The 20,817-nt window shown below is 60.3% G+C and carries 15 protein-coding genes; 14 read left to right on the top strand and 1 reads right to left on the bottom strand.

Annotated features, from left to right (window positions below; genetic code table 11):
- Positions 1-25: 25 nt before the first annotated feature.
- From ACZRMS_RS05985 to choV, 3 genes are all read left to right on the top strand, one after another.
- On the top strand, positions 26-970 hold the full coding sequence (locus ACZRMS_RS05985; RefSeq protein ID WP_463994522.1) for a choline ABC transporter substrate-binding protein: 945 nt from the start codon (positions 26-28) through the stop codon (positions 968-970).
- A gap of 68 nt (positions 971-1,038) precedes the next feature.
- Positions 1,039-1,884, top strand: a complete 846-nt coding sequence (gene choW / locus ACZRMS_RS05980) for a choline ABC transporter permease subunit (protein WP_463994521.1) — start codon at positions 1,039-1,041, stop codon at positions 1,882-1,884.
- On the top strand, positions 1,881-3,059 hold the full coding sequence (gene choV / locus ACZRMS_RS05975; protein ID WP_463994520.1) for a choline ABC transporter ATP-binding protein: 1,179 nt from the start codon (positions 1,881-1,883) through the stop codon (positions 3,057-3,059). The genes choW and choV overlap by 4 nt, the downstream gene beginning before the upstream one ends.
- 111 nt (positions 3,060-3,170) lie before the next feature.
- On the opposite strand, the gene ACZRMS_RS05970 is transcribed toward choV, so the two are convergent.
- On the bottom strand, positions 3,171-5,108 hold the full coding sequence (locus ACZRMS_RS05970; protein ID WP_463994629.1) for a BCCT family transporter: 1,938 nt from the start codon (positions 5,106-5,108) through the stop codon (positions 3,171-3,173).
- 476 nt (positions 5,109-5,584) lie between these two features.
- On the opposite strand from ACZRMS_RS05970, the gene betI reads away from it, so the two are divergent.
- The 11 genes from betI (at position 5,585) to ACZRMS_RS05915 (ending at position 20,815) form a co-directional block, all read left to right on the top strand.
- On the top strand, positions 5,585-6,178 hold the full coding sequence (gene betI / locus ACZRMS_RS05965) for a transcriptional regulator BetI (RefSeq protein WP_463994519.1): 594 nt from the start codon (positions 5,585-5,587) through the stop codon (positions 6,176-6,178).
- A 109-nt stretch (positions 6,179-6,287) separates the two neighbouring features.
- Complete coding sequence (betB, locus tag ACZRMS_RS05960) at positions 6,288-7,760, top strand: betaine-aldehyde dehydrogenase (protein ID WP_463994518.1); 1,473 nt, start codon at positions 6,288-6,290, stop codon at positions 7,758-7,760.
- Positions 7,761-7,909: 149 nt separating this feature from the next.
- Positions 7,910-9,613, top strand: a complete 1,704-nt coding sequence (gene betA, locus ACZRMS_RS05955; protein ID WP_463994517.1) for a choline dehydrogenase — start codon at positions 7,910-7,912, stop codon at positions 9,611-9,613.
- 292 nt (positions 9,614-9,905) lie between these two features.
- Positions 9,906-10,601 carry an RraA family protein gene (locus tag ACZRMS_RS05950; RefSeq protein WP_463994516.1) on the top strand — a complete coding sequence of 232 codons (696 nt, stop codon included), beginning with the start codon at positions 9,906-9,908 and terminating at the stop codon, positions 10,599-10,601.
- A gap of 167 nt (positions 10,602-10,768) precedes the next feature.
- Complete coding sequence (locus ACZRMS_RS05945; protein WP_463994515.1) at positions 10,769-12,211, top strand: TldD/PmbA family protein; 1,443 nt, start codon at positions 10,769-10,771, stop codon at positions 12,209-12,211.
- The gene (locus ACZRMS_RS05940; RefSeq protein WP_463994514.1) at positions 12,211-13,548 is read left to right on the top strand and encodes a TldD/PmbA family protein; all 1,338 of its coding nucleotides are present in this window, start codon (positions 12,211-12,213) and stop codon (positions 13,546-13,548) included. Before ACZRMS_RS05945 ends, ACZRMS_RS05940 begins: the two co-directional genes overlap by 1 nt.
- Before the next feature lie 136 nt (positions 13,549-13,684).
- A complete protein-coding gene (gene mdtD, locus ACZRMS_RS05935; RefSeq protein ID WP_463994513.1) occupies positions 13,685-15,115 on the top strand; it encodes a multidrug transporter subunit MdtD in 1,431 nt (476 codons plus the stop codon).
- Between the two features lie 150 nt (positions 15,116-15,265).
- Positions 15,266-16,603 (top strand): ATP-dependent RNA helicase DbpA, encoded by a 1,338-nt coding sequence (gene dbpA / locus ACZRMS_RS05930; RefSeq protein ID WP_241486165.1) that lies wholly within the window; start codon positions 15,266-15,268, stop codon positions 16,601-16,603.
- Between the two features lie 154 nt (positions 16,604-16,757).
- Positions 16,758-17,936, top strand: coding sequence for a BaiN/RdsA family NAD(P)/FAD-dependent oxidoreductase (locus ACZRMS_RS05925; protein WP_463994512.1), 1,179 nt, complete (start codon positions 16,758-16,760; stop codon positions 17,934-17,936).
- Between the two features lie 187 nt (positions 17,937-18,123).
- Positions 18,124-20,298 (top strand): YccS family putative transporter, encoded by a 2,175-nt coding sequence (yccS, locus tag ACZRMS_RS05920; protein ID WP_463994511.1) that lies wholly within the window; start codon positions 18,124-18,126, stop codon positions 20,296-20,298.
- Between the two features lie 64 nt (positions 20,299-20,362).
- The gene (locus ACZRMS_RS05915) at positions 20,363-20,815 is read left to right on the top strand and encodes a GNAT family N-acetyltransferase (RefSeq protein WP_463994510.1); all 453 of its coding nucleotides are present in this window, start codon (positions 20,363-20,365) and stop codon (positions 20,813-20,815) included.
- Positions 20,816-20,817: the final 2 nt, after the last annotated feature.

Below are 20,817 nucleotides of genomic sequence, written 5' to 3'. Positions count from 1 at the left end.
CCACCTAGACACCAGGAGTCCCCACATGAAAGGTTCCCCATTGTTGTTGGCTGCATTGCTGAGTCTGCCCGTCATCACCCAGGCTGCAGAACCGGAGCAATGCAATACGGTTAACTTCTCGGATGTCGGCTGGACCGACATCACCGTCACCACTGCGGTCACCAGCGAGGTGCTCAAGGCACTCGGCTACAAAACCAAAACCACCATGATTTCCGTGCCGGTCACCTACAAGTCGCTGGCTGACGGCAAGAACATGGACGTGTTCCTGGGCAACTGGATGCCGACCATGGAAAACGACATCAAGGCCTACCGTGACGCGGGCACTGTCGAAACCGTACGCGCCAACCTGGAGAACGCCAAGTACACCCTCGCCGTACCCGAAGCGCTCTATAACAAGGGCCTCAAGGATTTCTCCGACCTGCCCAAATTCAAGAAGGAACTGGACGGCAAGATCTACGGCATCGAGCCGGGCAACGATGGCAACCGCATGATCCAGACCATGATCGACAAGAACGCGTTCGGCTTGAAAGACGCGGGTTTCAAGGTAGTGGAGTCCAGCGAAGCCGGGATGTTGTCGCAGGTTGATCGCGCCCAGCGCCGTGGCACCGATGTGGTGTTCCTGGGCTGGGAACCGCACCCGATGAACACCCGTTTCAAGATGAAGTACCTCACCGGCGGCGATGATTTCTTCGGCCCCAATTACGGCCAGGCGACGATCTACACCAACACCCGCAAGGGCTACAGCGAGGAATGCAGCAACGTCGGCCAACTGCTGAAAAACCTCGTATTCACCCTCGACATGGAAAGCACCCTGATGGGCAAGGTGCTGGACGACAAGATCAAACCGGATGTGGCCGCCAAAGCCTGGCTCAAACAGAACCCTCAGGTGCTCCAGACCTGGTTGGCAGGCGTGACCACGATCGATGGCAAACCGGGCCTTGAGGCCGTGAAAGCCAGCCTCGCGAAGTAATCGCGGGCGCCAGACGGCTTGCCCGTCTGGCTCCGTTTCAATCCCCTTGCATGCGGACGTTCACTACCATGCTCATCGATCAAAAAATCCCTCTGGGCGAATACATCGCAAGCTTCGTCGACTGGTTGACCAAACACGGTGCCAGCACCTTCGATGCCATCGCGAGCACGCTGGAAGCAATGATCCACGCCGTGACCTTTGCGCTGACCTGGTTCAACCCTTTCGTGTTTATCGGGCTGATTGCCCTGCTGGCACACTTTATTCAGCGCAAGTGGGGGCTCACCGTTTTCGTCGCGCTGTCGTTTCTGCTGATCCTCAATCTGGGTTATTGGCAGGAGACCATGGAAACCCTGGCCCAAGTGCTGTTCGCCACCTTTGTGTGCGTGATCATCGGGGTACCGCTGGGGATTCTCGCAGCGCACAAGCCGATGTTTTATACCTTCATGCGCCCGGTACTGGACTTGATGCAGACCGTACCCACCTTCGTTTACCTGATCCCGACCCTGACCCTGTTTGGCCTGGGTGTGGTGCCGGGGCTGATCTCCACCGTGGTGTTTGCGATTGCGGCACCGATCCGCCTGACGTACCTGGGCATTCGCGACGTGCCCCATGAACTGCTCGATGCCGGCAAGGCATTTGGCTGTTCGCGCCGCCAGTTGCTCACCCGCATCGAACTGCCCCACGCCATGCCGAGCATCGCGGCCGGGATAACCCAATGCATCATGCTGTCACTGTCGATGGTGGTAATCGCGGCCCTGGTAGGGGCTGATGGCCTGGGCAAACCGGTGGTCAACGCACTCAATACCGCCGATATCGCCCTGGGCTTTGAAGCCGGGCTGGCGATTGTGTTGCTGGCCATCATGCTCGACCGCATCTGCAAACAGCCGGAAGCCAAAGCGGGAGCTGACGCATGAGTATTATTCGCTTCGACAAGGTTGACGTGATCTTCGCCAAAGACCCCCGTGAGGCCCTGAGCCTGCTGGACCAGGGGCTGTCGCGGGATCAGATCCTGAAAAAAACCGGGCAGATCGTAGGCGTCGAAAAAGCCAGCCTGGACATCGACAAAGGTGAAATCTGCGTGCTGATGGGCTTATCCGGTTCGGGCAAGTCCAGCCTGCTGCGCTGCATCAACGGGCTCAACACGGTCAGCCGTGGCCAGTTGTTTGTGGAACACGAAGGCAAGCAGATCGACATCGCTTCGTGTACCCCCGCAGAGCTGAAGATGATGCGCACCAAACGCATCGCCATGGTGTTTCAAAAGTTCGCCCTGATGCCCTGGCTGACGGTGCGCGAGAACATCAGTTTCGGCCTGGAGATGCAGGGTCGCCCTGAAAAGGAACGGCGCAAGCTGGTGGACGAAAAGCTGGAGCTGGTAGGCCTGACACAATGGCGCAATAAAAAGCCCGATGAGTTGAGTGGCGGCATGCAGCAACGGGTTGGCCTGGCGCGGGCACTGGCGATGGATGCCGACATTCTGCTGATGGATGAACCGTTTTCGGCCCTCGACCCGTTAATCCGCCAGGGCTTGCAGGATGAGTTGCTGGAGCTGCAACGCAAGCTGAGCAAGACCATCGTGTTTGTGAGCCACGACCTGGACGAAGCGCTGAAGCTGGGCAGCCGCATCGCAATCATGAAAGACGGCAAGATCATCCAGTACAGCAAACCGGAAGAGATCGTGCTCAACCCGGCCGACGACTATGTGCGCACCTTCGTGGCCCACACCAACCCGTTGAACGTTCTGTGCGGGCGCAGCCTGATGCGCACACTGGACAACTGCAAACGCATTAACGGTTCGGTATGCATTGATCCGGGGGATGACTCGTGGATTGACCTGGCAGAAGGCAACACCATCAAGGGTGTGCGCCAGGGCGCCAGTGTCATGGACCTGCAGCACTGGACCCGCGGGCAGGCGGTAGAGGGATTGGGGCGCGGGCCGACACTGGTGGACAGCGGGATCGGCATGCGCGACGCGCTGCAAATCCGCTACCAGACCGGCAACAAACTGGTGCTGCACGACAATCACAAAGTGGTGGGGATACTGGGCGATACCGAGCTGTATCACGCGTTACTAGGCAAAAATCTAGGGTAACTCACTACCCTGTGGGAGCGGGCTTGCTCGCGATGGCATCACCGCGGTGCATCGGATACACCGCGCCGCTTGCATCGCGAGCAAGCCCGCTCCCACACGAGGTCTCAGTTCTTAGCTGTACACCCTGCCAAGGAGCTGGCGATGGCTTTCAAACTGATCGAGCACGTCGCGACTGATTTGCTCCTGGGTGAAGCCCATCAGGTCGTACTCCTGGTTACCGTTGTGCAAGTACACCTCGGCCCGGTAGTAACGGCTGCGCACTTCGTCCTGTTCGGACTCGCTCGGCGCGGCCAGATAGCCGTCCAGGCTGACTTCGTAGACAAACGGGTTGCCTTCCTCCATCTCCACCCGCACGCCCATGCAACGCTTGGCGCTGCCCAGCAGGGTCTGCACGTCCAGGCCCTGGCTGCGCAGTTGCACCGCCGCATCTTCCAGTGCCGGGGTCACGTGCTTGTCCATAAAGCGCTGTACCACGGCCTGGGTCGGCTGCAGGTCCTGTGCGCTCAAGCGCTCGCTGAAGCCACGACGGCCACGGGCGGCCAGTTCCGCTTGCTCCTGTTCCATCTGCGTGTCCTGACGCATGGCTTTGTGCAGGCCAAACATGAACAGGATCAACACCACCGAGAACGGCAGACCGGCCAGTACCACCATGGTTTGCATGGCCGCGAAGTTACCCGCGAACAGCAGGCCGATGGTCACCAGAGTGATCACCGCCGACCAGAAAATCCGCAGCCAGTGCGGCGCGTCTTCGTCCACATCGCCGCCTTTGCACGACAAGTTGGCCATCATCACCGCGCCGGAATCCGCCGGGGTCAGGAACAGCACAAAGCCGACAAAGATCGATACGCCGATCACGATTTTCGACGCCGGGTAGTGCTCAAGCAGTTGGTAAATCGCCATCGACGGCTGCTCAAGCGCGGTTCTGCCCAGCTCCACCGCACCCTGGTTAACCACCAGGTCCAGTGCCGAGTTACCGAAGATCGACAACCACGCCAGGGTGAAGCCCAGCGGAATCAGCAACACGCCCGCGACCAGTTCACGCACGGTACGACCACGGGAAATACGCGCGATGAACATGCCGACAAACGGGGCCCAGGAAATCCACCACGCCCAGTAGAACAGGGTCCACAGGCCCAGCCAGCCTTCGGTCTTTTTGCTGTCGCCGGCATACACATACAGATCGAAGGTTTTCATGACGATACCGTTGAGGTAATCGCCGGTGTTTTGCACCAAGCCATTAAGCAGGTGCAGGGTCGGGCCAAACAGCAGCACGAAAATCAGCAGGCCGCTGAACAGAACAATGTTCAGGTTGGACAGGCGGCGGATGCCGTTTTCAACCCCCGACACAGCAGCAATGGTGGCCACGGTGCTCATCACGATGATCACGATCAGCAGGTTGGTATTGCTGTGCTCCATGCCGAACAGGTTCTCAAGCCCGGACGACACTTGCATCGAGCCGATCCCCAGGTTGGTCACCAGGCCAAGCAGGGTCACGAACATGCCGAAGCCGTCGACCGCATGCCCCGCAGCACCTTTGACCCAGCGCTCGCCCATCAGCGGGTACAGCGCCGAACGCAATGCCAGCGGCTGGTTGTGACGGTAGGCAAAGTAAGCCACGGCCAGACCGACCAGTGCGTAAATCGCCCAACCGTGCAGGCCCCAGTGCAGGAAGGTCAGCTGCAACGCCTGGCGCGCCGCTTCATGGCTGCCCGACACGCCTTCAGGCGGGTTGAAGTAGTGGTCCAGCGGCTCGGAAGCGCCGAAATACAGCAGCGAAATACCGATACCGGACGAGAACAGCATCCCGGCCCAGGCGCCATAGCTGAAGTCCGGGGTGTCTTGCTTGGTCCCCAGTTTCAACTTGCCATAGGACGAAAACGCCAGCCCGACCACAAAGATCAGGTAAGCGGCGATCACCACCATGTAGTACCAGCCGAAACTGCGCGACAGCCACTCTTGGGCGATGCCCAGGATTCGGCCGGCTTCTTCGGGGGCAGCGATCAAAATGGCAGTCAGCAAAAGTATCAAGGCAGTGGAGGTATAAAACACCCAACCGTTGACCGTCACCTTTTGCGGTGGGGTCTTTATAAGAGAAGCAGAACTCATGGCACGGATGCTCCAGGCAGCGCGAGAGAAGAACTTGATGCAAAGCAACACTCGACCAAACGCTTAGTTAGCGACCAACGGTCGAGTGATATAAAGACACCGCTAAAAAACCGGACCCTCCCAGACCGCGTTCAACACCTGTGTGCGTCCCCTTGAAATCAAGGGCTGCCCCGCCTGGTCTGATGCGTTGTGCCTGTTTGGATCTCCCGTCAGCGCCTGCGAAAGCCTGCTTCTGCCTGGGTTCCATGGGAATTTACCGTGTCGTTTTGCGCCACTCATGCGTAGGGAAACGACATAAATCGCGACGATTTGTCGCAGAGCTTATTCTTTGTTGATTGAACGTTCAATCAAAACAAAATAGACTGGCCGTCGTTCAGTGATCGTTTTGCACTGCTCAGCGGCCCAAGGAGATTTGCAAAATGCCCAAGGTCGGTATGCAACCCATACGCCGCCAGCAGTTGATCGAAGCCACGTTAACGGCTGTCGATCAGGTCGGAATGGCAGATGCCAGCATTGCGCTGATTGCCCGTTTGGCCGGCGTGTCCAACGGCATCATCAGTCACTACTTCAAAGACAAGAACGGTCTGATTGCCGCCACCATGCGGTACTTGATGAACGTCTTGATCGACAACGTCACCGAACGGCGCCAGGCGCTGAGCGATGACAGCCCACGGGCACACTTGCAGGTAATCGTTGAAGGCAACTTCGACGCCAGCCAGGTCAGTGGCCCGGCAATGAAAACCTGGCTGGCCTTTTGGGCAGCCAGCATGCACCAGCCGTCATTGCATCGTTTACAGCGGATCAACGATCACCGCCTGTACTCGAACCTGTGCTGCCAATTCCGCCGTGTCCTGCCGTTGGCCGAAGCCCGCAATGCAGCACGCGGCCTTGCAGCGCTGATCGATGGTCTATGGTTGCGGGGTGCCCTGTCGGGAGATGCTTTCGACACCGAGCAGGCACAACGCATCTGCTACGAATATATGGATCTACAACTGGCGAAACAGGTGAGTTAGGCCTCAATCAACGCTTAACCCCTGAACTGTCGTGAATCTGCGTTGCCCCAGTTAGATGGCACCCAGGTTCACGATCAACGCCAACCACTTATGCACTTGCGAGGATTTTATGGCCCGTTTCGAACTGCAAAAACTCTACATCGACGGCGGTTACACCGACGCCAGCAGCGATGCAACCTTCGATGCCATCAACCCGGCTAACGGCGAAGTCCTCGCTCAAGTGCAACGCGCTACCAAAGAAGACGTTGAACGCGCCGTTGTCAGCGCTGAAAAAGGCCAGAAAATCTGGGCTGCCATGACCTCCATGGAGCGTTCGCGCATCCTGCGTCGCGCCGTGGACATCCTGCGCGAGCGCAACGATGAACTGGCCGCTCTGGAAACCCTGGACACCGGCAAGTCGTACTCCGAAACCCGCTACGTCGACATCGTGACCGGCGCCGACGTGCTGGAATACTACGCAGGCCTGGCGACCGCCATTCAGGGCGAGCAAATCCCGCTGCGCGACACTTCGTTCGTTTACACCCGTCGCGAGCCTCTGGGCGTTGTGGCCGGTATCGGCGCGTGGAACTACCCGATCCAGATCGCCCTGTGGAAATCCGCACCGGCACTGGCTGCCGGTAACGCGATGATCTTCAAGCCAAGCGAAGTCACTTCCCTGACCACCTTGAAGCTGGCTGAAATCTTCACCGCAGCAGGTTTGCCGGACGGCGTGTTCAACGTCCTGACCGGCAGCGGCCGTGAAGTCGGCACCTGGTTGACCGAACACCCGCGCATCGAAAAAGTGTCGTTCACCGGCGGCACCGATACCGGCAAGAAAGTTACCGCCAGCGCCACCAGCTCCTCGTTGAAAGACGTGACCATGGAACTGGGCGGCAAGTCGCCATTGATCATTTTTGACGATGCTGACCTGGATCGCGCAGCAGATACCGCGATGATGGCCAACTTCTACAGCTCGGGCCAGGTGTGCACCAACGGCACTCGCGTGTTCATCCCGACTGCGCTGAAAGCCGCATTCGAAGCCAAGATTCTGGAGCGCGTTGCGCGCATCCGCATCGGCAACCCGGAAGACGAAAACACCAACTTCGGCCCGCTGGTCAGCTTTGCTCACATGGAAAGCGTGCTGGGCTACATTGCCAAAGGTAAAGAAGAAGGCGCTCGCGTGCTGTGTGGCGGCGAACGTCTGACCGAAGGCTTCCTGGCCAAGGGCGCATTCGTGGCACCGACCGTGTTCACCGACTGCACCGACGAGATGACCATCGTCAAAGAAGAAATCTTCGGCCCGGTGATGAGCATCCTCACCTACGACACCGAAGAAGAAGTGATCCGCCGCGCCAACGACACCGAGTTCGGCCTGGCTGCCGGCGTCGTGACCAAGGACCTGAACCGCGCCCACCGCGTGATTCATCAACTGGAAGCGGGCATTTGCTGGATCAACGCCTGGGGCGAGTCCGACGCAAAAATGCCGGTCGGCGGCTACAAGCAGTCGGGCATTGGCCGTGAAAACGGCATCAGCTCGCTGGCGCAGTACACCCAGATCAAATCGGTCCAGGTTGAGTTGGGCGACTACGTGTCGGTGTTCTAAACCGACTGCCCATACAAACCCTGTGGGAGCGAGCCTGCTCGCGATTCAGGCGACGCGGTGCATCCGTTGCACCGCGCTGATGCAATCGCGGGAAAGCCCGCTCCCACAGGGTCAGGTTTGATCTGACACAACTAAAGAGGGTGCATTTAATGTCCCAAGAATTCGATTACATCATCATCGGTGCCGGCTCTGCCGGTAACACCCTGGCGACCCGTCTGACTGAAGACCAAGGCGTCACCGTGCTGCTGCTTGAAGCTGGCGGCCCGGACTACCGTTTCGATTTCCGTACCCAGATGCCTGCGGCACTGGCGTTTCCGCTGCAAGGCCGTCGCTACAACTGGGCTTTCGAAACCGATCCAGAGCCACACATGGACAATCGCCGCATGGAATGTGGCCGTGGCAAAGGTCTGGGCGGTTCGTCCCTGATCAACGGCATGTGCTACATCCGCGGCAACGCGATGGACTACGACGGCTGGGCAAAACTGCCAGGTCTGGAAGACTGGGATTACCTGAACTGCCTGCCGTACTTCCGTAAAGCCGAAACCCGCGACATCGGCGCCAACGACTACCACGGTGGCGATGGCCCGGTCAGCGTGACCACGCCAAAGCAGGGCAACAACGTGTTGTTCCACGCCATGGTGGAAGCTGGCGTGCAAGCCGGCTACCCGCGTACCGAAGACCTGAACGGCTACCAGCAAGAAGGTTTCGGCCCGATGGACCGGACCGTGACGCCAAACGGTCGTCGCGCCAGCACCGCTCGCGGTTACCTGGACACGGCCAAGCAGCGTTCGACCCTGACCATCGTCACCCACGCCCTGACCGACAAGATCGAGTTTGAAGGCAAGCGCGCCGTGGGCGTGACTTACATGGTCGGCGACAGCGACACCCGCATTCTGGCCAAGGCCCGTAAAGAAGTCCTGCTGTGCAGCGGTGCAATCGGTTCGCCAACCGTGCTGCAACGCTCCGGCGTGGGCCCGGCCGAACTGCTGAAAAGCCTCGACATCCCGGTGGTCCACGACCTGCCGGGTGTTGGCCAGAACCTGCAGGATCACCTTGAGCTGTACCTGCAGTACGCGTGCACCCAGCCGGTTTCGCTCTACCCGTCGCTGCTCTGGTACAACCAGCCGGCCATTGGTGCCGAGTGGCTGTTCCTGGGCAAAGGCATTGGTGCCAGCAACCAGTTTGAAGCCGGTGGTTTTATCCGCACCCGTGAAGAATTCGAATGGCCGAACATTCAGTACCACTTCCTGCCGGTAGCGATTAACTACAACGGCAGCAATGGCGTGAAAGAGCACGGTTTCCAGGCGCACATGGGCTCCATGCGTTCGCCGAGCCGTGGCCGGATCAACGTGAAGTCCAAGGACCCGCGTGAGTACCCGAGCATCCTGTTCAACTACATGGCAGCCGAGCAAGACTGGCAGGAATTCCGTGACGGCATCCGCCTGACCCGCGAAATCATGCAACAGCCTGCGCTGGATGCTTACCGTGGCCGCGAAATCAGCCCGGGCATCGACAAGCAGACCGACGAAGAGCTGGATACCTTTATCCGCGAACACGCCGAGACTGCCTTCCACCCGTCCTGCTCGTGCAAGATGGGCACCGACGAGATGGCTGTAGTAGACGGCGAAGGCCGTGTACACGGGATGCAGGGTCTGCGTGTGGTCGATGCCTCGATCATGCCGCTGATCACCACCGGCAACCTGAACGCGCCGACGATCATGATCGCCGAGAAAATCGCCGACAAGATTCGTGGCCGCCAGCCACTGCCGCGCAGCACTGCCGACTACTACGTAGCAGGCGATGCACCGGTACGTGGCAAGCCGTTGCGTGACGTCAGCCGTACCGCGCAGTAAGCACCATCCGTAGCAGTTGACGAGCCGAGCGAGGTTACGTCCGGCGGCACAGCCGTCGTAAATTCAGATTACGCGATTCTTCTGAAGAATCGCGTACTCTGGTTTCACGGTCGCTTCGCAACCGGACGCAGCCTCGTTCCTTCGCCAGCTGCTACGCATTTTGTGCAACTCTTATGTTTCATCTTCCCCTGCTTGCCCCCGGCCTTGACGACGGCCTACTCTATTGCCTCGTTCCGCGCCACACCCCCCGCCCCACCCGACACGCCAGCCTTGCCTGGCCAAGAGGTTTTCTATGTTTGATGTCGTCTCTTCGAGCAAATGGCCGACCGGCTTCCTGATTAATCCAAACGCAGAACCTCTCGATCCAAAATGGCTCTCGGAATTCAGCAAAATCCCGGCAGCCGCGGTCAGTGACTGTCTGGGCCGTAACGTCGGCGGTCTGGGCCTCAAGCCGTTCCACGGCACCCGCCCGATGCTGGGCAGCGCACTGACCGTTCGCGTGCGTCCAGGCGACAACCTGATGATCCTCAAAGCCATGCAGATGGCCCGCCCGGGCGATGTGCTGGTGATCGACGGCAGTGCCGACCTGACCCGCGCCGTGTTCGGCGGCATCATGCGCGCCATGGCACTCAAGGCCGGGATTGTCGGCGTGGTGATCAACGGCGCCCTGCGCGACCTCGACGAATGGCAAACCGGTGAACTGCCGGCCTACGCCATCGGCGGCGTACACCGTGGCCCGAGCACTGACGGCGGCGGCGAGATCAACGTGCCGATCTCGTGTGCCGGCATGCTGGTAATGCCCGGCGACCTGATGATCGGCGACGGCGACGGCGTGGTCGCGGCTTCACGCAGTGAACTGCCGGAATTGCTGATCCGCTGCCACGACCTGCTGGCTCGTGAACAAGCAACACTCAAGGCAATTGAAGCAGGCACCCTGGACCCTGATCGCTTTGACGCTATCCTCCGTGCCAAGGGTTGCCCGGTTTAACGCGCCAGGCGACCCATCCCTTTGTGGGAGCGGCGGTTGGACGATTCGACTTGCTTGCGATGCAGACGCCCGGACTTTTCAGGCAAACCGCGGCGATGCAATCGCGAGCAAGCCGAATCGTCGCACCGCCGCTCCCACAGACCTGTATGTTTTTCGGAGGTCTGTGCATGTTCGATTTCTACCCTCAGCTCAAGCAGCGCTTTGCCGCACTGCGCACCCGGGCCGAGTTCTTTTCGCTGCGCTATGTACGTGAGTCCGGGCAATACCTGTCGGTACGCAAGAACGTCGCAGAACCTCCTTCATTCAATCACGACCAGGGCGCGATGCTGACGGTGCGGCTCAAGGGCGTCGAAGCCTACGCCGCCACCAATGACCTGTCCCTGGCCGGTTTGCAGGCGGCCCTCGAACGTGCCGAAGCCCAGGCGCAACTGATTGCAGCCCATGCACTGCTCGATCTGAGCCAGGAGCCGGTGTCCCACGAGCGCGCCGACTACTTCTCGCCCAATCTCGACCAGGCCTTCCCGTCACTCAACCAATGCTTCGAGCTGCTCGGTGCCGAATCCGCCGCCGTGCCCAAGGACGAGCGTCTGGTGAGCTGGGACGTGTCGCTCGGCCTCAATCACGTCGAGCAGATCTACCTCAACAGCGCAGGCGCCGAGTTGCGCCGGGCGCAGCGTTTTGTATTCCCGGGCATGAGCGTCACCGCCTATGACGGCAACGACAGCCAGACCCGCAGCCTGGGCCGCGAGAATTTTGGCCAGCAGGGTGGCGCCGATGTCATCAGCCGCTGCGGGCTGATCGGCGCCGCGCCCAAGGTCGCCGATCAGGCCCTGAAGCTGCTGCTGGCCCCCAACACCCCGGCCGGCAAACGCGACCTGCTGCTGATGCCCGACCAGATGATCCTGCAAATCCACGAGTCCATCGGCCACCCGCTGGAGCTGGACCGCATCCTCGGTGACGAGCGCAATTACGCGGGCACCAGTTTCGTCAAAACCAGCGACTTCGGCAGCCTGCAGTACGGCTCCAAACTGCTGAATGTGACCTTCGACCCCGATATCCCGGAACAGCTGGCCAGCTACAGCTTCGATGACGACGGTACCCCCGCGCACAAGCAATACCTGATTCGCGAAGGCTTGCTGTTGCGTCCGCTGGGCGGCGCGCTGTCGCAGTTCCGTTCGGGCCTTGAAGGCGTGGCCAACAGCCGCGCCTGCGGCTGGAACCGGCCGCCGATTGACCGCATGGCCAACCTCAATATCGAACCCGGCGATCAGTCGATGGACCAACTGATTGGCGGGATCGAAAACGGAATTCTGATGGCCACCAACCGTTCTTGGTCGATTGACGATGCGCGCAACAAGTTCCAGTTCGGGTGTGAGTGGGGCCAGTTGATCGAGAACGGCGAGCTCAAGGGCGTGGTTAAAAACCCGAACTATCGCGGTATTTCCGAGCAGTTCTGGCGCAACCTCAGCGCCGTGGGCGACGCCAGTACCTTCAAGGTGCTGGGCACCCCGAACTGCGGCAAGGGCGAACCCAACCAGGTGATCCGCGTGGGGCATGCATCCCCCGCGTGTGTGTTCAGCAATATTGACGTGTTTGGAGGCGATGCCTGATGAGTACCCCATTGAGTCAGGCAGAGCAGTTCAAGGCATTGGTGCAATGGCTGGGCGACGCGATCCGCCCCCCTGAGCAATTCACCCTGGGCTATGACGCCGAGGCCTCGGAATTTATCCGTTTCAACAAAGGCAAGGTGCGTCAGGCCGGGCTTGTGCAGCAAGCCAGCCTGAGCCTCAAGCTGATCAACGACGGCCGCCATGCCGATGTCAGCCTCACCCTGGCTGGCGAGCTGGAGGTCGACAGCCAACGCCTGGCCGACGCATTGCAGCAACTGCGCGAAACCCTGCCGATGCTGCCCGCCGACCCGTATTTGCTGCTGAACCCGCAGCCCTGGCACAGCGATAACGTACAGGGTCGACCACTGCCGGACACCGCCCGGGTCCTGGAAGAAATCCGCAGCGCCTGCGAGGGCGTGGATCTGGTGGGCTTTTATGCCAGCGGCCCTATCAGCTACGGCTATGCCAGCTCCGAAGGCGCATTTGGCTGGCACCAGGCCAACAGCTTCAACTTCGACTGGAGCCTGTTTCACAGCAACGGCCAAGCGGTGAAAGCCAGCTACGCCGGGGCCGACTGGGACAGCGAGCGTTTCGCCCGGCGCATGCAACTGGCCCGCGAGCAACTGAGCTTTCTGGATCGCCCGCTGCATGCCCTGGCCCCCGGCGAGTACCGCGCCTACCTGGCCCCGGCGGCGCTGGAAGAAGTGATGAGCATGCTGTGCTGGGGCGGCTTTTCGGCCCAGGCACTGGCCAGCAAATCCAGCCCGTTGCAAAAACTCTACGCCGGGGATGCGCAACTGAGCCCGCTGGTGTCTTTTGACGAGCAGGTCAGCCAGTCACTGAGCCCGGCGTTTTCCGGCGAGGGCTACCCGCGCCAGGACTTGTCGCTGGTCAAACACGGCAAAGCCAACCAGCAACTGGTGGGCTCGCGCAGCGCAGCCGAATATGGCCTTGAGGTTAATGGCGCACCTTGGGGCGAAGCACCGAGCGCACTGGCGATGGCGGCGGGCACCCTGGAACAGGCCGATATCCTCAAGCAATTGGGCACCGGGCTGTACATCAGCAACCTGTGGTACTTGAACTACTCGGACCAGCCGGCGGCGCGCCTGACCGGCATGACCCGCTTCGCGACGTTCTGGGTCGAAAACGGCGAAATAAAGGCCCCGGTCAACACCATGCGCTTTGATGACAGCGTCTATAGTCTGCTGGGCTCGCAACTCGAAGCATTGACGGTGGAGCGCGAACTGTTGCTGTCGGCCAGCACTTACGATCAGCGCCAGACAGCCTCGAACCTGCTGCCGGGGGCATTGGTCAAAAAGCTGACATTGACCCTGTAAGCATCGCCACCGATCAGTAGTGGGAGCGGGTTGCTCGCGATGCGGCGCCCGGATTTTTCAGGTAAACCGCAGCGATTCAATCGCGAGCAAGCCCGCTCCCACATTGGATTTTTGACAGTTCATAAAAAGAGGCCTTATGCCCGTACGCCCGGTTCTGAGTCCTGAAACATTACGCTGGCTGCCATGGGTGGTGGCCATCGCGTTTTTCATGCAGTCCCTCGACGGCACCATCCTCAACACCGCCCTGCCCGACATGGCCAGCGACCTGAAAGAAAACCCGCTGCGCATGCAAGGGGTGATCGTTGCGTACATGCTCACCGTGGCCCTGCTGATCCCCGCTTCGGGCTGGATCGCCGACCGCTTCGGCACCAAAAAAATCTTCTTCAGCGCCATCCTCCTGTTCAGTTTTGGTTCGTTGCTCTGTGCCTTGTCCAACACTCTCAACGAGCTGATCGGCGCGCGGATCATCCAGGGTCTGGGCGGTGCCTTGATGCTGCCCATCGGCCGACTGGTGGTGCTCAAGGCTTACCCGCGCTCGGAACTGGTGCGGATCATGGGCTTTATCACCATCCCCGGCCTGCTCGGCCCGCTGATCGGCCCGACCATGGGCGGCTGGATGGTGCAGTACCTGAGCTGGCACTGGATCTTCCTGATCAACCTGCCGGTGGGCATTCTCGGTTGCTGGGCGGTGTGGCACTTCATTCCGGATCTGCGCGGCAGCGAGCGCACCCGTTTCGACGGGCTGGGCTTTGTGCTGTTCGGTGCGGCGATGATTTTCATCACCATTGCCATGGAGGGCCTGGGCGAGTTGCACATGCCCCATCTGCGCGTGATGTTGTTGCTGTTCGCCGGTATGGCGTGCCTGGCCGCCTATTGGTTGCGGGCGGGCAATATCAGCAACCCGCTGTTTTCGCCGGCCCTGTTTAAAACCAAAACCTTTGCGGTGGGCATTCTCGGTAATCTGTTTGCTCGCCTGGGCAGCGGCGCCCTGCCGTTTCTGGTGCCGCTGCTGCTGCAAGTCGCCCTGGGTTATTCCCCGTCACAGGCCGGGATGAGCATGCTGCCGCTGGCCGCAGCCGCCATGCTGGCCAAGTGGGTCGCCCGCCCGCTGATTGAACGCGCCGGTTATCGCACCGTGCTCACGGCCAACACCTTTGCCCTGGGCCTGATGCTCGCCAGCATGGGCCTGGTCACCGAGCACACGCCTTATCCGCTGTTGTTGTCGATGCTGGCGGTGTTGGGGGCGATCAACTCGCTGCAGTTCACCGCGATGAATACCGTCACCCTGATCGACCTTGATGACGCCAGCGCCAGCAGCGGCAACAGTTTGCTGTCGGTGGTGGCGCAATTGTCCTTGAGCCTGGGCGTTGCCTGCGCCGGGGCCTTGCTCGGCGGTTTTACGGGCGATGGCGGTGGCGACGGGGTGGATACGGTACTCGGGGCGTTCCAGCTGACCTTCCTGACAGTCGGGATCATGGCAATGCTGGCGGCGGCTATTTTCCTGCAACTGTCACCCCAGGACGGGCGTAAACCCAAGGCCAACTCGGAGCATGAACTGGAACATTAAGTGGCTTTTTAAACAGAACCGGATGACATCTCGTCCAGAATGTTCAGGCAAAGGGCATGGGACTGGTACACTGCGCGACATTTTGTTTTGCAGGCCAGTCTCGTGACCACCATTGCCACCGCTTTTAACACTCTGCCTCTGTCCGCCGCCATGCTGGCTAACCTCGACTCCCTCGGTTATGCCCAGATGACGCCGATCCAGGCGCAGAGCTTGCCGGTGATCCTCAAAGGCATGGACCTGATCGCCCAGGCGAAGACCGGCAGCGGCAAAACTGCCGCCTTCGGCATCGGCCTGCTGAACCCGATCAACCCGCGCTTCTTTGGTTGCCAGGCCCTCGTGATCTGCCCGACCCGCGAACTGGCCGACCAGGTTGCCAAGGAAATCCGCCGTCTGGCCCGCGCCGAAGACAACATCAAAGTGCTGACCCTGTGTGGTGGCGTGTCTTTCGGCCCGCAAATCGGTTCGCTGGAACACGGCGCGCACATCATCGTCGGCACCCCGGGCCGTATCCAGCAGCACTTGCGTAAAGGCTCGCTGGTACTGGACGGCCTGAACACCCTGGTCCTCGACGAAGCCGACCGCATGCTGGACATGGGCTTCTACGACGCCATCGAAGACATCATTGTTAAAACCCCGGAACGTCGTCAGACCCTGCTGTTCTCGGCCACCTACCCGGCCGGCATCAAGCAGCTGTCGTCCAAGTTCATGCGCAACCCGCAGCAAGTAAAAGCTGAGGCATTGCACACTGACAGCCAGATCGAACAGCGTTTCTACGAGATCTCGCCTGAAGAGCGCATGAGCGCTGTGACCAAGGTGCTGGGCCACTTCCGCCCGCAATCGTGCGTCGCGTTCTGCTTCACCAAGCAGCAGGTTCAGGAAACCGTTGATCACCTGACGTCCAAGGGCATTTCGGCAGTCGGCCTGCACGGCGATCTGGAACAGCGCGACCGTGACCAGGTGCTGGCGATGTTTGCCAACCGTTCGACTTCGGTACTGGTTGCCACTGACGTTGCAGCCCGTGGTCTGGACATCGACGCCCTGGACATGGTGCTCAACGTTGAGCTGGCCCGTGACTCGGAAATCCACATTCACCGTGTTGGCCGTACCGGCCGCGCTGGCGAAAAAGGTGTTGCGATCAGCCTGGTTGCACCGTCCGAAGCGCACCGCGCCCAGGCCATCGAGCAACTGCAGAAAGCCCCTCTGAACTGGGAAACCCTGGACACCCTCACCTCTCAGGGCGGCGCACCTTTGCTGCCGGCCATGAGCACACTGGTGATCGGCGCAGGTCGTAAAGACAAGGTTCGCCCGGGCGACATCCTTGGTGCCCTGACTGGCGACGCGGGCATCCCGGGTGCCCAGGTCGGCAAAATCGCGATCTTTGACTTCCAGGCCTACGTGGCTGTTGACCGTACCGTGGCCAAACAGGCTGCACAGCGCTTGAGCGAAGGCAAAATCAAAGGCCGCGTACTGCGCGTGCGGGTTTTGTAAGAGATCGCCTGAACACTGGCGATCAAATGTGGGAGCGGGCTTGCTCGCGATGCAAACAACTCGGTTCAGCTGAATGACCGAGGTGCTGCAATCGCGAGCAAGCCCGTTCCCACATTAGGTTTGGCTTGAATATAAATTTTGTGAGGACACCGCTTTGCGCTCTACCGACGTTGTGATTATTGGCGCTGGCGCCGCAGGTTTGATGTGCGCGCTGACTGCTGCCGGCCGTGGACGCAAGGTCATGCTGATCGACCACGCCAACAAGGCGGGCAAAAAGATCCTGATGTCGGGCGGTGGCCGCTGCAACTTCACCAACATGTACACCGAACCCAACAATTTCCTGTCGCAGAACCCGCACTTCTGCAAGTCGGCCCTGGCGCGCTACACCCAGTGGGATTTCATCGAGCTGGTGTGCAAGCACGGCGTGCCGTATCACGAGAAAAAACTCGGCCAACTGTTCTGCGACAACAAGTCCAGCGACATCCTCGAAATGCTCCTCGATGAGTGCCAAAAAGCGGGCGTGAGCCTGCACCTGGACACCTCGGTCGAGCAGATCGAAAAGACCGACAACGGCTACAGCCTCAACACCACCCTGGGGCCGGTTGACTGCCAGTCGCTGGTCGTCGCCACTGGCGGGCTGTCGATCCCGACCCTCGGCGCCACCGGTTTTGGTTATCAAATCGCCAAACAGTTCGGCCACACTCTGCTGCCTACCCGCGCAGGCCTGGTGCCGTTCACCATCACCGATCAGCTCAAAGAGATCTGCACCGAACTGTCGGGCACCTCGGTGGATTGCCTGGTGAGCTGCAACGATCAAAGCTTTCGCGAAAATATCCTGTTCACCCATCGGGGCTTGAGCGGGCCGGCGATCTTGCAGATTTCGTCGTTCTGGAACACCGGCGACACGGTCGAAATCAACCTGCTGCCCGACCTCGACGCACTGAGCTGGTTGCAAACCCAGCAAGCCGAACGCCCCAACAGCGAGCTCAAAACCCTGCTTGGCGAGATCTTCACCAAGAAGATGGCCAACCTGCTGGCCGAGCACTGGTTCGAGTCCAAACCCATGAAGCAGTACACCCCGGCCGAGCTGGCGCAGGTGGCTGAAAAACTGGCGAGCTGGAAAGTGGTACCGGCCGGCACCGAAGGTTATCGCACCGCCGAAGTGACGCTGGGCGGGGTCGACACTCGCGAAGTATCGTCCAAGACCATGGAGTCGCTGAAAAGCCCCGGTTTGTACTTTGTGGGCGAAGTGCTGGATGTGAGCGGCCACCTGGGTGGCTTCAACTTTCAGTGGGCGTGGGCTTCGGGGTATGCGGCGGCGCAGTACGTCTAGTCCAGGACCGTATCGCGGCTTTCGCGAGCAGGCTCGCTCCCACAGGTAAATTGCACTGCTCTTGTGGGAGCGAGCCTGCTCGCGATGGCAACCCCAAAAAATATTTTGTGTTCGATGTGACAGTGCCATTGCGCTGTCGTCTTATCTGGCTCAAGTTAGCGAATCACGAGCCAGGCACCGCCACTCCATGTCATCAAAAAGCTTTCAGCACTCCCTGCGCCGCTTGTGGGCTCTGGACAAGTTCAGTTACAGCGTCCGGGTATTTATCGCCCTGACCGGCAGCATGGCTTTTTGCTGGTACCAGGATGAGATGTCGCTGCTGATCCCGCTGTTTCTGGGGATTATCGCCAGCGCGCTGTCTGAGACCGATGACAGCTGGCAAGGCCGTCTCAACGCCTTGCTGGTAACGCTGGTGTGTTTCACCGCCTCTGCACTCAGTGTCGAACTGCTTTTCCCCTACCCTTGGTTGATGGTCTGCGCGCTCGCGCTGGCCAGCTTCGGCCTGACCATGCTCGGAGCACTGGGTGAGCGCTACGGGGCGATTGCTTCGGCCACACTGATTCTGGCCGTCTACACCATGATCGGCGTCGACCAGCGTGGCGGCGAAGTCACCAATTTCTGGCACGAACCCTTGCTGCTGGTGGCGGGCGCGGCGTGGTACGGGATGCTGTCGGTGCTGTGGCAGGCGCTGTTTTCCAATCAACCGGTACAGCAAAGCCTGGCCCGGCTGTTCTGGGAGCTGGGCCTGTACCTGAAAATAAAGTCCTCGCTGTTTGAGCCGATCCGCAAGCTGGATGTCGAAGCAGGCCGACTGGAACTGGCCCGGCAAAACGGCCGGGTTGTAGCGGCACTGAACACCGCCAAAGAAATCATCCTGCACCGGGTCGGCAACTCACGGCCGGGCTCCAAGCTCAGCCGCTACCTCAAGCTGTACTTCCTCGCGCAGGACATCCACGAGCGCGCCAGCTCTTCCCATTACCCGTACAACGCGCTGGCCGATGCCTTCTTTCACAGTGATGTCATGTTCCGCTGCCAACGCCTGCTGCGCCAGCAAGGCGTGGCCTGCCAGCGCCTGTCGGAGTCGATCAAGCTGCGCCAGCCGTTTGTCTATGACGACAGCTTTGCCGAGGCGCTGGGCGACTTGCACGCCTCCCTCGAACACCTGCGCATCCAGAGCAACCCGGCATGGCGCGGGCTGCTGCGTTCGCTACGGGCACTGGCGGCCAACCTGGGCACCCTCGACCGCCTGTTGAGCGACGCAAGCAACCCCGACACCCTGGCGGATGCCACCGACAGCAGTCTGCTGGACCGCTCGCCGCGCAACCTCAAGGATGTCTGGTCACGCCTGCGCCAGCACCTGACGCCAACGTCGCTGATCTTCCGTCACGCCTTGCGCCTGCCCTTGGCGCTGAGCATCGGTTTTGCGATGGTGCACTGGATTCACCCGAGCCAGGGCTACTGGATCATCCTCACCACGCTGTTCGTTTGCCAACCGAGCTACGGCGCCACGCGGCGCAAGTTCAGCCAGCGCATCATCGGTACCGCCATCGGCCTGGCCGTGGGCTGGGCACTGTTCGATCTGTTCCCCAACCCCTTGGTGCAGTCGATGTTTGCCGTCGTGGCCGGGGTGGTGTTCTTTATCAACCGCACCACGCGCTACACGCTGAGCACCGCGGCCATTACCCTGATGATCCTGTTTTGCTTCAACCAGGTGGGTGACGGTTACGGGCTGTTCCTGCCCCGACTGTTCGATACCCTGGTGGGCAGTGTCATTGCGGCGGCGGCGGTGTTCCTGTTCTTGCCGGACTGGCAGGGCCGTCGCCTGAACCAGGTGCTGGCCAATACCTTGAGCTGCAACAGCCTGTACCTGCGCCAGATCATGCAGCAGTACGCTCAGGGCAAAAGCGACAACCTGGCGTATCGGCTGGCGCGACGTAACGCCCACAACGCCGATGCAGCCCTGTCGACCACCCTGGCCAACATGCTGATGGAACCGGGGCACTTCCGTAAGGATGCCGACATGGGTTTCCGCTTTCTGGTGCTGTCCCACACCTTGCTCAGCTACCTGTCAGGCCTGGGCGCCCACCGCGACGCCGAATTGCCCGGCGAAGTGCGCGAGCAGTTGATCGAAGGCGCCGGGCGCAGGATTGCCGACAGCATCGACCAGATCGCTCAAGGCCTGGCCAGCAAACAAGCGGTGGCGGTACAGAGTGACGAGGAAGAAACACTGGCCAACGAGCTTGAACAAATGCCGGACGAGATCGATGAAAACCAGCGGCTGGTGCAAACCCAGCTGGCGCTGATTTGCCGTCAACTCGGACCGTTGCGCACCCTGGCGGCGCATTTGGTCAAGGCACCTTAGAACTTGGCGCCAGTCAGCATCACGCCTACTATCGGCTAATCACCTCTCCAACAAGGACAAGACCGTGACCACTGACTGGCTCTGCAAACATCACAACGACCTTGGCAAAGAACAGCTCTACGCCATTCTGGAATTACGCTCAAAGGTATTTGTTGCCGAGCAGAAATGCGCCTATCAGGACGTCGACGGGCAAGACCTGACCGGGGATACGTTGCACCTGATGGGTTGGCAGGACGATCAGCTGGTGGCATATGCGCGCCTGCTCGACCCTGAATCCCAGGGCGGCGACGTAGTGATTGGCCGCGTGATCATTGCCCCTGAAGGTCGCGGGCAAAAGCTGGGGCACACCCTGATCGAGAAAGCCCTGGAAAACATCGAAGACTACTGGTCGGGGCAACCCGTGTTCCTTTCTGCTCAGGCGCATTTGCAGCCGTTCTATGAGCAACACGGGTTTCGTGCCGAGGGCGACACCTATCTTGAAGACGAGATCCCGCACATTGGCATGCGCCGGGGCTAAGC

The organism is Pseudomonas sp. B424 (genome assembly GCF_055408345.1).
This window is presented reverse-complemented; position numbering and strand designations above follow the sequence as displayed.

What these genes read in the sequence shown, in the direction of transcription:
- yccS (WP_463994511.1), top strand. Translation starts at nt 18,124, where the DNA reads ATGTCATCAAAAAGCTTTCAGCACTCCCTGCGCCGCTTGTGGGCTCTG.
- choV (WP_463994520.1), top strand. Translation starts at nt 1,881, where the DNA reads ATGAGTATTATTCGCTTCGACAAGGTTGACGTGATCTTCGCCAAAGAC.
- choW (WP_463994521.1), top strand. Translation starts at nt 1,039, where the DNA reads ATGCTCATCGATCAAAAAATCCCTCTGGGCGAATACATCGCAAGCTTC.
- dbpA (WP_241486165.1), top strand. Translation starts at nt 15,266, where the DNA reads ATGCTGGCTAACCTCGACTCCCTCGGTTATGCCCAGATGACGCCGATC.
- betA (WP_463994517.1), top strand. Translation starts at nt 7,910, where the DNA reads ATGTCCCAAGAATTCGATTACATCATCATCGGTGCCGGCTCTGCCGGT.
- mdtD (WP_463994513.1), top strand. Translation starts at nt 13,685, where the DNA reads ATGCCCGTACGCCCGGTTCTGAGTCCTGAAACATTACGCTGGCTGCCA.
- ACZRMS_RS05985 (WP_463994522.1), top strand. Translation starts at nt 26, where the DNA reads ATGAAAGGTTCCCCATTGTTGTTGGCTGCATTGCTGAGTCTGCCCGTC.
- ACZRMS_RS05950 (WP_463994516.1), top strand. Translation starts at nt 9,906, where the DNA reads ATGTTTGATGTCGTCTCTTCGAGCAAATGGCCGACCGGCTTCCTGATT.
- ACZRMS_RS05940 (WP_463994514.1), top strand. Translation starts at nt 12,211, where the DNA reads ATGAGTACCCCATTGAGTCAGGCAGAGCAGTTCAAGGCATTGGTGCAA.
- ACZRMS_RS05945 (WP_463994515.1), top strand. Translation starts at nt 10,769, where the DNA reads ATGTTCGATTTCTACCCTCAGCTCAAGCAGCGCTTTGCCGCACTGCGC.
- betI (WP_463994519.1), top strand. Translation starts at nt 5,585, where the DNA reads ATGCCCAAGGTCGGTATGCAACCCATACGCCGCCAGCAGTTGATCGAA.
- betB (WP_463994518.1), top strand. Translation starts at nt 6,288, where the DNA reads ATGGCCCGTTTCGAACTGCAAAAACTCTACATCGACGGCGGTTACACC.